Below are 14,712 nucleotides of genomic sequence, written 5' to 3'. Positions count from 1 at the left end.
TGCGCGACCGTTGCGGGGAGAATAGCCCCATGCACGGGATGAACTCGCCACAACAAGATGCCGTACGCCATACCGAGGGTCCGCTCTTGGTGCTGGCTGGCGCTGGCAGTGGCAAGACCCGCGTCATCATCGAGAAGATCGCGCAGATGGTGCAAAGCGGCCGCTATCCCGCGCATCGCATCGCAGCCATCACCTTCACCAACAAGGCCGCGCGTGAAATGCGCGAGCGCTTGGCCAAGCGCGTGCGTGGCGATGCTGCCGAAGGCGTGCGCATCTGCACCTTCCATGCGCTCGGCCTCAACATCGTGCAGATCGAGCACGCCAAGCTTGGACTGAAACGCGGCTTCTCAATCTTTGACCCTGATGACGTCATGGCGCAGTTCAAGGATTTGATGCCAGGTGCCGACAAGGACGCACTGTACGGCGCGATGAACCTTGTCTCGAAGGCGAAGAACGCCGCACTCTCACCTGAGAAAGCTGCGGAGTATGCCAAGAGCGTCCGCGAGAAAGAAGGTGCGCATTGGTACGCCCTCTACCAAGAACGTTTGCAAGCGTTTAACGCGGTCGATTTCGACGACTTGATTCGCCTGCCACTCGCCCTGCTGGAAAGTGACGCCGACGCACGCGCCGCTTGGCGCGAACGCATCGGCTACGTGTTGGTCGACGAATACCAAGACACCAACGATGCCCAATACCGCCTGCTGAAAGCACTCTCGGGCGAACAAGGTCAATTCACCTGCGTGGGGGATGACGACCAAAGTATTTATGCTTGGCGCGGTGCGAATCCTGAGAACATCGATACGCTTGCACGCGACTACCCTGCCTTGCGCATCATCAAGCTCGAACAGAATTACCGCTGCAGCAACCGCGTCTTGCGCACCGCCAATGCGCTGATTGCAAATAACCCACATACCCACCCCAAACAACTGTGGAGCGACGCCAAAGATGGCGAGCGCATCCGTGTATGGGAATGCAAGGACGAAGCACACGAAGCCGAAAAGGTGGCCGCTGAGATCCAATTCATCGCCAGCAAACACGGTGCGCCTTGGAGTGACTTCTGCGTGTTGTTCCGTGGCAATCACCAGTCACGGGCGATGGAAAAAGCAATGCAGATGCTGCGCATTCCCTATCACCTGAGTGGTGGCACTGCATTCCTCGAGCGCCAGGAGGTCAAAGACATTCTGTCGTGGGTGCGGGTGATGGTGAACCCCGATGACGACAGCGCGTTCTTGCGCGCCGTGCAGTCACCCGGTCGCGGCGTCGGCCAAACCACCTTGGCCAAGCTCTCCGAACTGGCACGCAATAAGCATGTCTCGATGGCGCATGCGATCGCCTCGCTATCCATCTTGCAACAGTTGCCGACGCGCGCAAGCAACGCGCTCGATCAGTTCAACGAAGCGGTGCATCACTTGCGTCAGTACGCAGCGCAGCATCCCCCGGACCAAGTGATTCGACACATCGCCGAACACAGCGGTTTGATTGCACAGCTTCGTAGCGAGTGCAAAAACGAACAGTTGTTTACGATTCGTAAAAGCAACGTCGAAGAACTTGCCAGCTGGTTTGAAGGCGGCAAGGGTCAGGGCATTGCCGATCTCGCCTCGCAGTTGGCGCTTCTGTCGCGCAACGACAAAGACGATGCCGGCAATCAGGTGCGCTTGATGTCGATGCATGCCGCGAAAGGTTTGGAATTCCGCTACGTGTTCATCATCGGCATGCAAGAAGGCGTGTTGCCGCACGAAGCGAGCCTTGAAGAAGGTCGCTTGGAAGAAGAGCGCCGTTTGTTGTATGTCGCAATTACGCGTGCCAAAGAACAACTGTGGATGTCGTATGCCAGTGGCGGTAAGAAGTGGGGTGAACGTGTGACGCGTTTGCCATCGCGCTTCTTTGAAGAATTGCCCAGCAGCGAACTGCATCGCGACGGTCTAGACCCTGAAGCCGACAAGGCCCGAAGCCAAGAACGCAGCGAGAATGCCTTGGCCAATATCCGCGCCTTGTTGGGCCGCTAACACACGTTCAATTCGTCACAGCGCGGCGTTAAACTCGAGACTTACAGTATTTCGAGTCATCTGCATGAAGGCCCAATCACTCACGCTCTGCAGCGCCACCCTGATCGCTTTGGTCAGTCTTTCCGCGTGCAAAACGACAGCAGCGCCACAAGCAGCTGCAGATACACCGACGCGCGTCAGCACGACCGTAGCAGCGCATGACAACCTCAATGCCGTCGTGTGGATGCAGCGCTCCGTCGAATATCGTGAAGTGACACGCACCGTCTACCGTTCTGCCACGCAGCAATTGGACGCCGCGCTGAAAGACACATCCCGCGATGCTTTGGTGCAGGGTGAACGCAAAAATTCGGCCAAGGGCCTGCCGCCCGCCATCGTGCTCGACGTTGATGAAACGGTACTCGACAATTCACCTTATCAAGCGCGTTTGATTCTTAACGGCAAGGACTACGAAGATGCGACTTGGGATGTTTGGGTCGAAGAAAGAAAGGCAAAGCCCGTTCCCGGCGCACTCGAATTCACGCAGGCCGCTGCGAAGAAAGGCATCACCGTCATTTATGTGTCCAATCGCGCGACCTATTTGAAAGATGCCACGCTCGCGAACTTGAAAGCACTCGGCTTCCCGGTCAAAGACGACTCCGTGTTTTTGGGTCTCGGCACGCAAGTGAAAGACTGCAAACAGGTCGGCTCGGAGAAGTTGTGTCGTCGCATGCAGGTTGCGCAAAGCTATCGCGTCCTGATGCAGTTCGGCGATCAACTGGGCGACTTCGTGCAAGTGAACCCGAACACGACCGAAGCGCGTGAAGCCCTCGCGACGCAGTACGACAGCTGGTTTGGCAGCCGCTGGTTCATGTTGCCAAACCCCAGCTACGGCAACTGGGAGCCAGCGCTTTTCAACAATGCATGGAAGCAGCCGGCCGAAGTGCGTCGCCAAATGAAGCGCGACGCATTGGATGTGCAAAACTAAGGCCTGATCCGCTTTTTGAGTCTGGCTCATGGGGAATTGGGGAATGCGCATGCATCGCGCTCATGTGTTTGTCGCTGTGGCCTTGTTGGGAACAACACTGGTCGCATGCAGCAAGCCCGCAGAAGATTCCGGCACGCATTCTCAGGTGAAGCACAGCTCGGCACCCTGCCGTGGTGCCGCCACACCTGAGCTCGCCGTTCAAAACATGATGCAAGCGCTACAAAGCAACGACCTTGCACGCATTCCGTGCTTGGCCACGACGCCGCTGATGGCCACGCGTTTGGAATTGGCATGGCGCGAAGGGCGTAGCCGTTGGCCGCTCACCGAATTGCCCTTGTCGAACAAGTTGGTGCCCGTGCTCGGCGCGCTCACAGAGGCCAATGCAGACAAGACACTGAAGGCACGCTTCGACAAATCACTTGCGGGTCAAACACCGGCACTGCACGACACTGCACGTGGCCTGGGTCTTTTTGCGGTGCGCTATTTGCAACGCGAGGGCGAATACACCACGGAAGAACGCGCGCACTATGCCGCCTTGATCGTCGCGCTCGGCGCATGGGCGGAGAAAGCCCCCTTGGGTGACAAGACAATTGGTCACAACAGCATCGATTTGCTGGTCGCCGCTGCACGCGAAAGCGGACTGCGTGATGAGAACGGTATTCGTGAAGCCGGTATGCGCGGCACCTTGCGCGCACTGTCGCCTCTGTTCGCGGCATCCAAAGATGCGCTGCGCAACTACGGTCTGTCACTGGACGACATCATCGGTAGCGTGACGGTCTCGCGCTCAGATGACGAATCCGATGCCGAACATGCGCGCGTCCACGTCACCTACCGCGTGGCCGGGCAATCTGTGTCGACGGACGTCAACGCGGAACGCCGCGATGGCCTCTGGTACACCAGCGGCTTGCTGGCCGCCGCCGAGAAGGCCATCAATGCGCCGCAAGTCAAAATTGACAAGCCGGTGCTGGTGGACCAAAACGGCACGCCAGTGCAAATTCCAGCCACGAAACCTTGACGGCCGTTCAATATTCAGCCTCCTGAACGAACGCGGGGCGAATAGCCCTTAAAATTCGCCCAATGCCTGACCAAACCCAATTCACTTTCGCGGGGACGGATCCGTCTCCGTCATCGAACCCTACGCCACCGCCTGCGCCTGACGACACGTCGTCGCGCGCGACCAAGCGTGGCGATCGCAAGCGTCCACTGTGGGCCAAGATTTTTGGCCGCATGCTCGCGCCTTGGGTTGAACTTAAGATCGAACCCGAAGAGCTAGGCAGTTTGTTGCCAGGCGACCGCCGCATTGTGTACGTGCTCGAAGACTACGGCATGTCGAATGCCTTGCTCCTCGAGCGCGCTGCACGCGAAGCGCGCCTGCCTTCGCCATTGGTGGCATTGCCGAATGATCCTGTCGGTCGCAAACGCGCGTATCTCGCACTGTCGCGCCGCAATATCGGTGGCACGCTGGAACGCGCGATGGAAATCGCCACTGGCAATGAGCATCCCAAGCACGGCAAGAACCGATCGGAATCATTGGCGCGTTTGATTGCTGCGCATCGCGCTGATCCAACCTTGGATGTCGTCTTGGTGCCCGTGTCGATCTACGTCGGCCGCGCACCTGAAAAACAAAAAGGCTGGTTCTCGGTGCTGTTCTCCGAAAACTGGCAATTGGTGGGACGCTTCCGTCGTTTCCTATCCATCTTGTTGAATGGTCGCGACACGCTGGTGCGTTTCTCACCGCCCATCGAATTGCGCACGATCGTCGATGAAGGTTTGCCCGAAGCACAAACCGTGCGCAAGTTGTCGCGCGTTCTGCGCACACACTTCAACCGCGTACGTGCCGCCGTCGTAGGCCCGGACTTGTCGACGCGCCGTTTGTTGATCGACAACGTGCTGGCAGCACCCGACGTTCGTAACGCCATCGAAGACCAAGCACGTCGCGACGGCACCAAGGTCGGCGACGCTTGGAAGAAAGCCCATGCCTTTGCATGGGAAATCGCGTCGGACTACTCACATACCGTGGTGCGTTCTGCCAGCTTGATTTTGCAACCCGTGTGGAGCCGCATCTATCGCGGCTTGCTCGTCCACCATTTGGAAAAGCTGAAATCCGCAGCACCCGGTAACGAAATTATTTATGTGCCCTGCCATCGCAGCCACATGGATTATTTGCTGCTGAGCTACTTGCTGTTCCGCGAAGGCATCGTGCCGCCGCACATCGCCGCAGGTATCAATTTGAACTTGCCTGTGGTCGGCACGATTCTGCGCAAAGGCGGCGCATTCTTTATTCGTCGCAGCTTCCGTGGCAATGCCTTGTATTCAGATGTGTTTAACGAGTACGTGGCGCAATTGGTGGCCGGTGGCTACCCCATCGAATACTTCATCGAAGGCGGCCGCTCGCGCACAGGCCGTTTGCTGCAACCGAAGGGCGGCATGATCTCGATGACCGTCCGTGCGTTCTTGCGCGCACCGGTGCGCCCCGTCATGTTCCAACCGGTGTATATCGGCTACGAAAAGTTGATGGAAGGCAACAGCTACAAAGACGAACTGTCCGGCAAATCGAAAGAGAAAGAATCCATCTTCGGTTTGATTTCCGGCATCCCCAAAGTCTTGCGCAGCAACTACGGTCAAGTGGTGGTGAACTTCGGTGAGCCGATCATGTTGAATGACATCTTGGCCGAGCATGCCAAAGATTGGGATGGCCAACCCGTTGCGGAAAGCGATCGCCCCGATTGGTTGAGCGACACGATTGCCGCACTGTCGAACCAGGTGATGGTGAACATCAACCGTGCCGCAGACGTCAATCCGATCAACTTGCTGGCACTGGCGTTGTTGTCGACACCGAAGAACTCGATGAGTGAGACCGACCTCATCGATCAGATCCGTTTGTCACAGCGCTTGTTGCAAGAACTGCCGTATTCAGACCGCATCACCGTCACCCCGCATACGCCGGAACAGATCATTGCGCACGGTGAAGAGATCAATGTGATCACCCGCGTGAAGCATCCGCTGGGCGACGTCTTGCGCATCGAAGATGCGGATAAGGCCATCCAGCTCACGTATTTCCGCAACAACGTCTTGCACTTGTTCACGACGGTGGCTTGGATTGCCAGTTGCTTCCACCACAACCGCCGCTTGGCGCGTGCGACTGCGGTGCGATTGGGCAAAACGATGTATCCCTTCCTGCAGCAAGAATTGTTCTTGCCGTGGACAGACGAACAGTTCGGCGAGCGTCTCGAGCGCTTCTTGGATGTGTTTATTCGCGAAGGCTTGTTGGAACAAGGCGAATCGGAATCCGGGCCGGTCTTGTATCGCGGCGTGGGTGAGTCCGATGAAGTCTTCCGTTTGCGCGCGCTGGGGCATCCGCTGCAGCAAGCGTTCGAACGCTACTACATCGCGATTTCAATTTTGGCCAAGAACGGCCCTGGCACCTTGACGGCGGCGCAGCTAGAAAGCCTCTGTCACTTGGCCGCGCAACGCTTGTCTTTGCTCTACTCGCCGGCCGCACCGGAGTTTTTCGACAAGTCTCTGTTCCGCGGCTTCATCCAGAAACTGCGCGAAATGCGTTTGGTCTGGCCGGATGATCAAAGCCGTCTGCTGTTCGACGACCGACTCAAGGGCTGGGCAAAGGATTCCAAGGTCATCTTGGGCCGTGAAATGCGCCACGCTTTGGAAAAGGTCAGCCCGGAAAACGTCCCGAGCTAAAGACGTCGAAGTGTGTCTATGACGCCGGCTACGTCAGGCCGGCTGATCCGGAATCATCGCGGATTCCAAAATGGCGATGCAGTCCTTGAGATGCAGTTTCCGCTTCTTTAAGCGCTTCAAGGACATCTCGTCTGAGCGAATGTCCTCTTGGAGTCTTTGGATGGCGACGTCCAAGTCACGGTGTTGCAGGCGCAGTTGCGCCAGCCGATAGGCAACTTCCTCAGGCGGCAACTCACTCATCTCGGGCCCCTTCCGTTGAATGCTCGTTACACACGTAAAATATACCCAATGAGCCGCATACCTCTTCACCTCCTTGATGCACCGCGACCGGTTGCTCAAAAAGCCGATAAACGCGAGATCGACAAGGTCGCCAAACGCTTGCGCCACCAAGTGGGCCGCGCGATTGCCGACTTCGGGATGATCGAAGAAGGCGACAAGGTGATGGTCTGCCTGTCTGGCGGAAAAGACAGCTACACCCTGCTCGACATCCTGCTTCAGCTGCAGAAAAAGGCGCCGGTGCGTTTCTCGATCACGGCCGTGAACCTTGACCAAAAGCAACCCGGTTTCCCCGAGCACGTCTTGCCTGAGTACCTCCGTTCGATCGGCGTGGACTTCCACATCATCGAACAAGACACCTATTCGGTTGTCAGCCGCGTGATTCCAGAGGGCAAGACCATGTGCTCGCTGTGTTCGCGTTTGCGTCGTGGCTCGCTGTACAGCTATGCCGAGCAACATGGTTTTACCAAGATCGCACTGGGTCACCACCGCGATGACATGGTCAACACCTTCTTCTTGAATATGTTCTTCCATGCCAAGCTGTCTGGCATGCCGCCGAAGCTCCTGAGCGACGACGGTAAACATGTTGTGATTCGTCCACTCGCCTATGTGCGTGAAAGCGATATCGAACTGCACGCCGAAGCCAAAGGCTTCCCAATCATTCCTTGCAACTTGTGCGGCTCGCAAGAAAATCTGCAACGCGTGCAAGTGAAGAAAATGCTGCAAGAATGGGAACGCACCACCCCTGGCCGCGTCGAGACGATGGCGCGCGCACTGGGCGATATCCGGCCTTCGCAATTGGCCGACCCTACTCTTTTTGATTTCGCAGGTTTGGGACGTGCGCAATCGGGTGACCTCCCCGATGCACATGCCTGGCTTGCCAGTGAAGGCTCCCCCGAATGATTTTTCGCAACATCACGCTGTTTAGTTTTCCCACCACCCTTAAATTCGACGCATTCGACGACGCACTCCAAGAAGCCGCACTCAAACCTGTCGGGCCGCAAGACATCGCCTCGCAGGGCTTTGTTGCGCCGTTCGGTGTTGCTGCGGATGAAGCCGATCGCTTGTCACACCGAATCGACGACGCCATTTGGATCACCGCCGGTAGCGAAGAACGACTACTGCCCGCTGCGGTGGTGAATGATCAACTGCAAAAGAAGCTCGCCGAGTTTGAAGCCGCGCAAGGCCGTCGACCGGGCGGCAAGCTACGCACGCAAATGAAGCACGACTTGATCAATGAACTGCTGCCGCGTGCCTTTATCCGCCCGTCGCGCGTCGACGCCTTGATTGACCTCAAGCTTGGCGTGATTGCTGTCGATACGACCTCACGCAAAGTCGCAGAAAGCGTTGTGTCCTTGGTGCGCAAAGCCCTGGGCAGTTTTCCCGCCTTGCCGATTGCGGGTGAAAACGCACCGCGTGGTGTGCTGACCGCATGGATCGCGGGCGAATCATTGCCCGAAGGTCTGGGCTTAGGCGACGAAGCCGAATTGCGCGATCCTGCCGACCAAGGTGCGATTGTCAAAGTGCAACGCATGGAACTTGAAGGCGAAGAGATCGAAACGCATCTCTCCACCGGCAAACAAGTGGCGCGCTTGGCATTGACCTTGGACGATCACATGCGTTTTGTCTTGGGCGATGATTTGATCGTGCGCAAGTTCAAGCTTTTGGAAGGCGCAGTCAACGCACTCGAAAGTACAGAACGTGATGACGTGCGCGCCGAGCTCGAAGCGCGCTTTGCGTTGATGTCCGGTGAGTTCCGCCGCTTCTATGCGGTGATGCAAAAAGCCTTCAGCCTGCACACGGACGCCAAAGGTAGCTGATGCTACGCCGCTTCCGCCGCGTCGAGGCCGAGAAGGTGCAACGCACCGAGGCCACTTTCGCGCTGGCGGATGGCAGCGAAATCTTGATTCGCATGACGCCACACCCACGTGCGCGTCGATTGCGTATCAGCGTGGGTGACGAAGGCGTGCGCGTCACAATCCCGCCACGTGTCAGTGACCGCACGGTCGATCGGTTCATTGAATCGCACTTGGATTGGATCGCTGCACAACTGGAACGCTTCGCAGAAACACCGGCGCTCACCGTGCAGCCGTTTGCATCGACGCAATTGCCCTTGCGCGGCGAGTGGCTCGATGTCGAATGGCACGCGGGCAAGACTGACAAGGTGTGGCGAGACTTTGCGGTCATCCATGTGCAAGTGCGTGAGGCCACGCGCGACGACGCAGCGTCGGCGACGCTTAAGCGCGCACTCCGTGATTTTTACTTGAACGAGGCACGCGCCGATATCGCGCGTTGGTTGCCGGCTTTGGCCGACGCTGTTGGGCATGCCCCGGTGCGCATTGGATTCAAACGCATGCGAACGCAGTGGGGCTCAATGAGCAGCACGGGCGTGATGGCACTTGAGCTGTCACTGGTGCTCGGGCGCGCCAGCGCCTTTCGCTATGTGCTGGTGCATGAACTCTGCCACATGGTCCACCACGACCATTCCCCGGCTTATTGGCGCGAAGTCGAACGGCACTTCCCCGACTGGAAGGAAGAACGTGACTACCTCCACACATTCGGTCGCGGAATGAAATCCAGCCTGAAGGCGATCATTTCCTAACTTCAAGCCCTATGCACACGGCGGTGATACCCTGCGCCGATGTTTACCGGTCTAGACCATTTGCTGCGCCGGCATTCTGCCGTCCCATACTTGGCGATCTTCGCGACGCTTGTGGTCATTACGCTCGTGGACTACTTCACGGGCACCGAATTCTCTAGCTTCACTTTGTACCTCGTGCCGATTGGCATTGCCTGCTGGTACAAAACGCGTCATCTCTCGGTGGTTGTGGTTTTGCTCTCAACCCTATGTTGGCTGATGTGTGAGCAATTGTCGGGTCGTGAATATACGAGCTTGCTCGCACCCTATTGGAATGCATTGCTGCGCTTGGCGACCTTCGCGATTGTCGCGAACTTGATCATCACCGTGCGGAGATCTATGTCTGCGCTCTCCGCCATTGCGATGCGCGATGGCCTGACACAACTGAATAACGCGCGCGCGTTTCGCAGTAAGTACGATGTCGTGCGCGCGCTCGCCGTGCGACGTCAATGCCCGCTGTCGATTGCGGTCATCGATTTGGATGGCTTCAAGCATGTGAACGATTCCAAAGGCCACGCCGTCGGCGACGACGTGCTGCGCGCGTTTGCGCACGTGCTCGGCGATGCGTCTCGCACTGCGGATGTCGTGGCGCGTATGGGCGGCGATGAATTCATGGTGGTGTTGGTAGACGCAGGTGACGCAGCGGCGCGTGCCTATGACGCGCGCGTGCGCAAGGCGTTTGACGCCAGCGGACTCGCGCAGACCCACGGCATCGGGTTCAGCATGGGCGTCTTGACCTTTGACGCGCCTCCTGCGGAAGTCTCCAAGGCAATCGGCGCCGCCGACGCGTTGATGTACAAAGCAAAATACGACGGCAAAGCGCGGACGACGTTCCGTCATGTCTCGGCAAATGAAGTGTTCTGAGATATCGAGGACGCAATGACCACAGCCGCCGGCCTCGACATCGACATACGTCCGCTGACACGCCAGGACAGTGCCGCGTTCGAACGCGCCAAACAAAACGTACCGGCCGACAATCCCACGTTCTTCCAGTGGTGGGTGCCTGGCATGCATCTCGACGATTACTTGACGCGCTTGGCGCAACGCGAAGCAGGCATAGATTTGCAGGCATACGAAGTGCCTTCGACGCTTCTGTTCGCATTTTTCGGCCCTGAACTGATTGGCCGCTACAGCTTGCGCCACCGTTTGACGCCCGAGCTTGAAGCCTATGCAGGCCACGTCGGCTATGGCGTCTTGCCCGCGTTTCGACGCAAGGGCGTCGCCTCCCGTCTGCTCAAGCACGCGGTCGCGCGCGCATCGCGGTTGCACGCTATCGAAAACCTCATCGTCACCTGCGACGTCGGCAATATCGCCTCACAAGGGGTGATCGAAAAATGCGGCGGGCAGTATCTCGACACCTATGCGGGTCCTTTGTCTTTGCACGCCAAGCGTCGTTATCGCATGCCGCGCTGAGCACTGCTTTCCAACAGACAAAAAAATGCCCGCATTTGGCGGGCATTTTTTCAAAGCGTGTTGCTGTGGATCAGAACGAGTAGCTACCGCCCACGCTGAACACATCGGCGTGACCAGAAAACTGACCGCGCAGACCGGTGTAACGGCCTTCAGCTGCGTTCGGTGCCAAGTTGACCGGGGTCTTCTTCACGTTGACGCGCATATAAGCAAAATCGATGCTGATATTTTGCGAGACGTTCCAAGAACCGCCGGCGGTGAAGATGTTGCGGTTGTTGTCGGGCAGACGCGGGGTGCGATCTGCGTCGTTGGTCGGCGTTTCGTCGTAACCAACACCGGCGCGCAACGTGAAGGCGTCATTCAATTTGAAATCGGCGCCGATACCGTAGTACCAGGAGTCTTTCCAGTTGAACTGTTCAACGCTGGTGGCTTGGTAACGGTTTGCGAAACCAACGGTCACGTTTTGCAGCGATTCCCAACCGGTACGTTGCAATTCACCGTACAAGGTCATGCGGTCATTGATGCCCCATGCAACGCTGACGGTATCAACGGCCGGCGTGGTGAGTTCGGAGTAGCCTTCACCGTCTTGGAAGCCATAGCCCAATGCGCCCAATTGCGCTGCTTGCGCGGCGTAGGTGGCACGGGTTGCAGGCGGCAATGAGGTATTGGCAGCTGCGGCAGCGGCATTTGCCGACAAGGTTTGCAGGCCCGGCTGACGTGCCGTGAATGCGTTCGGCATGGTGAAGTCAGCGGTGCCGGTGAACTTGTGCTTGATTTCGGTGCGATGCGAATAACCGATCGTCAACTTGTCGGTCGGACGCAGCATGATGCCGGCGACGAAACCAACGGCGTTGTCTTTGCCCGTGATGGTGAAGTTGCCATCGCCCACCGGTGCGTTCAACGGTGCCGGCAAGCCACTGATGATCAAGTTCATCGGGATGTTACGGCCAAGTTCAACTTCAGCACGTTGGAAGATCACGCCTGCACCGACCGACACTTTGTCGGAGAATTCGACGCCGACCGACAAGGTCAAGTCAACGGTCTTCACGTCGGAGATGGTGGCGTTGTAACGACCCATCCAGCCGTTTTCGTATTCGGTCTTCAAACCGAACGGCGCGGTGACAGATGCACCGATGCGCACATTTTCAAGGCTGCCCTTCAACGGCACGATCAACGACATGGCCGGCACTGCGGTCAGTTCGCCCGGGTCGCCACCATTGCCACCACCAACCGACACTTCGGTGGTCGCGGTCGGCTTGAAGTAGCCCGTACCGGTGAACGTTGCATCAAGGTCGATACCGGCAACGTCGAGTTGGAGGTTGGTCGATTTGAAGTGGGTCATCGCAGCCGGATTGTTCAGAACAGACGAACCATCCTTGGCAACGGCGGTGCCCGTCAGCGCGCGGCCAACGTTCTTCGTGCTGTTTTCACGGATCTGAAAGCCGGAAGCGGCAGCGTTGCCAGCAACCAAGGCGCCGACAACGGCGACGGCAATCATCGAAAAACGGGTATTGCGGGTGGTGTGTTTCATTTAATACCTTCTCCAGGATGGAACCAAATTCAGGTGGACTGCGTGGGTCTTCTCAGTACCACGCGGTAGCGTATCCGACTATAACCACCTTTTAACCTTTTGGTAACAAGGCTTTTTCCTGTTGCTAAAGTGGTCACACGAATTCGGGACGCCCTGATGTTTATTTCCGTACCCCGCCGCCAGAAACCGACTGTTCGCTGGGCATCGCCTTTGTTGGCGATCTTGCTCGCAGCCGCATTCTTATGGGTTTGGATGCGTCCTGCGGCCGAATCCCATGCCTTGCTCTCGCGGTGGGGCACACTGCCTTCCGACGTGTTTGCGGCCATCTCTTTGGGCCCAAGAGCCATCGCCGATGCTGCACTGCACCTATTGACTGCGCTGTTTCTGCACGCAGATTGGGCGCACCTGCTCGGAAACCTGATCTTTTTGCTGATTTTCGGGCTGCCAGCCGAGCGCCTGATCGGTAGCCGACGCTTGTTGGTGTTGTTTTTGCTCGGGGGCGCTGTGGCCAATTATTTTGCCGCGCTCACTTTGGGCCCCTCTATTCGACCCTTGGTCGGGTCGAGTGGCGCAGTTGCCGCCATGATGGGCGCGTACTTGGCCTTGTTCCCGAATGCGCGCTTAGGCGTCGTGGTGCCCTTGGGTGCCTATATGCAATTCATTCGCGCACCGGCGTATGTGCTGATCGGTGCTTGGGCGATCTTGCAAGTGGTCTTTGCCTATATCGGCCCGGCATTTGGTGAGGTCGCGTGGGTGGCCCACGCGGCAGGTCTCATCTTCGGCATTCTGTTTGCTTGGGCACAACGCAATGCCATCGGCAAACGCCTGCGGCGACGCGCGGGCTACTGATTACTTCGCTTTTGGTTTTGCAACCGGTGTGGTCACACCGGCCATGCGTTTCAGTTCCGACAAGGCTGCGGTCACAGGCATCTCACCGGTCAATACTTCGCCACCTGTTTCGCCGGCCATTTCGTTTTCACCGCGTAGATGACCGAGCAGCGAGGCTTCGTTGTACGTGACATTGCGCGTCTTTCCGTCGGACTTGATCAATACATCCGGCACGATGCCTACGCCTTGGATCGAACGGTTCTTCGGCGTGTAGTAGCGCGCGGTGGTCAACTTAACTGCATCACCGTTATCCAAAGGCAACACGCTTTGCACTGAACCCTTGCCGAAAGTCAGACTCCCGACGACGCGTGCACGACCTGAGTCTTGCAGCGCACCTGCCAACACTTCGGATGCGCTGGCAGAGCCCACGTCGACCAACACAACCACTGGCGCGCCATTCAATACATCACCCGCATGTGCGGTATAGACGGTGTCACCACTCTTTGCGCGACCGCGTGTGCTGACGATCGTGCCGGCATTCATCAGGTCATCGCTCATCTCAACGGCGGCATTCAACAGACCGCCGGGATTGCTGCGTAGATCGATCACGAGCCCACGAAGTTGCCCGCCATTGCTCGTCTTGAGGGAAGCGATTGCATCATCGAATTCCTTGGCGGTTGTGGCTTGAAAGCCCGACACGCGCACCAAGCCGAAGCCCGGCTCAAGCATCCGTTTCGCAACACTCGGCACGATGATCTTTTCGCGCATGACGGAAACGTCAAACGGCTTTTCTTTGCCGCGACGAATGGTGAGCTTGACCGCAGTCCCGGCCTTGCCGCGCAGTGCGCGATTGCCGTTATCTGAACTGATCGGTTTGCCGTCGACCGCAATAATCAAATCACCCGATTTGAGTCCTGCCCGTGCTGCCGGGCCGCCTTCCATCGGCGAGATGATCTTCAACATCTGACCGGGTTGTTGTTGCACTTCCACACCGAGCCCTTCGTACTGACCTTCAGTGCTGGTATCGAAGCGCTCTGCGTCATCGCGATCGAAGTACACGCTGTGCGGATCGAGATCGAACATGAGTCCGCGCACTGCCGAGTGCATCAACTGTGTGTCGGTCTTCGGTTCGACATAGGCTTCGCGAATCGCGTTGTAGATCATCACGAAGTGACGAATCTCTTCCAAGGGCACGGCCTTGCTGTCGGTGGATTCCTTTTCTGCGGGCGCTTCGACTTCGTTGGTATCAGGCGCCGCGGCAGGCGCTTGCTGCGCCCATACACTGCACGGTGCCAACGAAATCAAACCGGCCAACACAACAGCAAGACGCATACGAACTCCGTGAATGAGTGTTCCGGAA

General features: G+C 57.7%; 13 protein-coding genes. 10 read left to right on the top strand and 3 right to left on the bottom strand.

The window, feature by feature from the left end; genetic code table 11:
- Positions 1 to 29 precede the first annotated feature (29 nt).
- From G7069_RS04420 to plsB, 4 genes are all read left to right on the top strand, one after another.
- Positions 30 to 2,006: a UvrD-helicase domain-containing protein gene (locus G7069_RS04420; protein ID WP_166294687.1), complete on the top strand. Its 1,977-nt coding sequence runs from the start codon at positions 30 to 32 to the stop codon at positions 2,004 to 2,006.
- Between the two features lie 64 nt (positions 2,007 to 2,070).
- Positions 2,071 to 2,970, top strand: a complete 900-nt coding sequence (locus G7069_RS04415; RefSeq protein WP_166294685.1) for a 5'-nucleotidase, lipoprotein e(P4) family — start codon at positions 2,071 to 2,073, stop codon at positions 2,968 to 2,970.
- 49 nt (positions 2,971 to 3,019) lie between these two features.
- Positions 3,020 to 3,985 (top strand): hypothetical protein, encoded by a 966-nt coding sequence (locus G7069_RS04410; RefSeq protein ID WP_166294683.1) that lies wholly within the window; start codon positions 3,020 to 3,022, stop codon positions 3,983 to 3,985.
- Between the two features lie 62 nt (positions 3,986 to 4,047).
- Positions 4,048 to 6,669, top strand: a complete 2,622-nt coding sequence (gene plsB, locus G7069_RS04405; protein WP_166294681.1) for a glycerol-3-phosphate 1-O-acyltransferase PlsB — start codon at positions 4,048 to 4,050, stop codon at positions 6,667 to 6,669.
- 33 nt (positions 6,670 to 6,702) lie between these two features.
- On the opposite strand, the gene G7069_RS04400 is transcribed toward plsB, so the two are convergent.
- On the bottom strand, positions 6,703 to 6,909 hold the full coding sequence (locus tag G7069_RS04400; RefSeq protein WP_166294679.1) for a YdcH family protein: 207 nt from the start codon (positions 6,907 to 6,909) through the stop codon (positions 6,703 to 6,705).
- A gap of 48 nt (positions 6,910 to 6,957) precedes the next feature.
- Between G7069_RS04400 and ttcA the strand changes: the two genes are divergently transcribed.
- Genes ttcA through G7069_RS04375 form a run of 5 tightly spaced genes read left to right on the top strand, consistent with a single transcriptional unit; the run spans position 6,958 to position 10,996 of the window.
- Positions 6,958 to 7,848: a tRNA 2-thiocytidine(32) synthetase TtcA gene (ttcA, locus tag G7069_RS04395; RefSeq protein ID WP_166294677.1), complete on the top strand. Its 891-nt coding sequence runs from the start codon at positions 6,958 to 6,960 to the stop codon at positions 7,846 to 7,848.
- Positions 7,845 to 8,765 (top strand): recombination-associated protein RdgC, encoded by a 921-nt coding sequence (locus G7069_RS04390; protein WP_166294675.1) that lies wholly within the window; start codon positions 7,845 to 7,847, stop codon positions 8,763 to 8,765. Before ttcA ends, G7069_RS04390 begins: the two co-directional genes overlap by 4 nt.
- Positions 8,765 to 9,547 (top strand): SprT family zinc-dependent metalloprotease, encoded by a 783-nt coding sequence (locus G7069_RS04385; protein WP_166294673.1) that lies wholly within the window; start codon positions 8,765 to 8,767, stop codon positions 9,545 to 9,547. The genes G7069_RS04390 and G7069_RS04385 overlap by 1 nt, the downstream gene beginning before the upstream one ends.
- Before the next feature lie 39 nt (positions 9,548 to 9,586).
- Entirely contained in the window at positions 9,587 to 10,447 is an 861-nt protein-coding gene (locus G7069_RS04380; RefSeq protein WP_166294671.1) for a GGDEF domain-containing protein, read from the top strand.
- Between the two features lie 15 nt (positions 10,448 to 10,462).
- Entirely contained in the window at positions 10,463 to 10,996 is a 534-nt protein-coding gene (locus G7069_RS04375) for a GNAT family N-acetyltransferase (protein ID WP_166294669.1), read from the top strand.
- Positions 10,997 to 11,066: 70 nt separating this feature from the next.
- Here the strand turns inward: G7069_RS04375 and G7069_RS04370 are convergent, their stop codons facing one another.
- Complete coding sequence (locus G7069_RS04370; RefSeq protein WP_166294667.1) at positions 11,067 to 12,524, bottom strand: outer membrane protein transport protein; 1,458 nt, start codon at positions 12,522 to 12,524, stop codon at positions 11,067 to 11,069.
- Between the two features lie 156 nt (positions 12,525 to 12,680).
- Between G7069_RS04370 and G7069_RS04365 the strand changes: the two genes are divergently transcribed.
- Positions 12,681 to 13,373: a rhomboid family intramembrane serine protease gene (locus G7069_RS04365; protein ID WP_166294664.1), complete on the top strand. Its 693-nt coding sequence runs from the start codon at positions 12,681 to 12,683 to the stop codon at positions 13,371 to 13,373.
- On the opposite strand, the gene G7069_RS04360 is transcribed toward G7069_RS04365, so the two are convergent.
- Entirely contained in the window at positions 13,374 to 14,684 is a 1,311-nt protein-coding gene (locus tag G7069_RS04360; protein WP_166294662.1) for a S41 family peptidase, read from the bottom strand.
- Positions 14,685 to 14,712: the final 28 nt, after the last annotated feature.

Source organism: Lysobacter sp. HDW10 (assembly GCF_011300685.1).
GTDB lineage: Bacteria > Pseudomonadota > Gammaproteobacteria > Xanthomonadales > Xanthomonadaceae > Solilutibacter.
The sequence above is the reverse complement of the archived record's forward strand: the minus strand, read 5'-3'. Positions and strand labels throughout refer to the sequence as shown.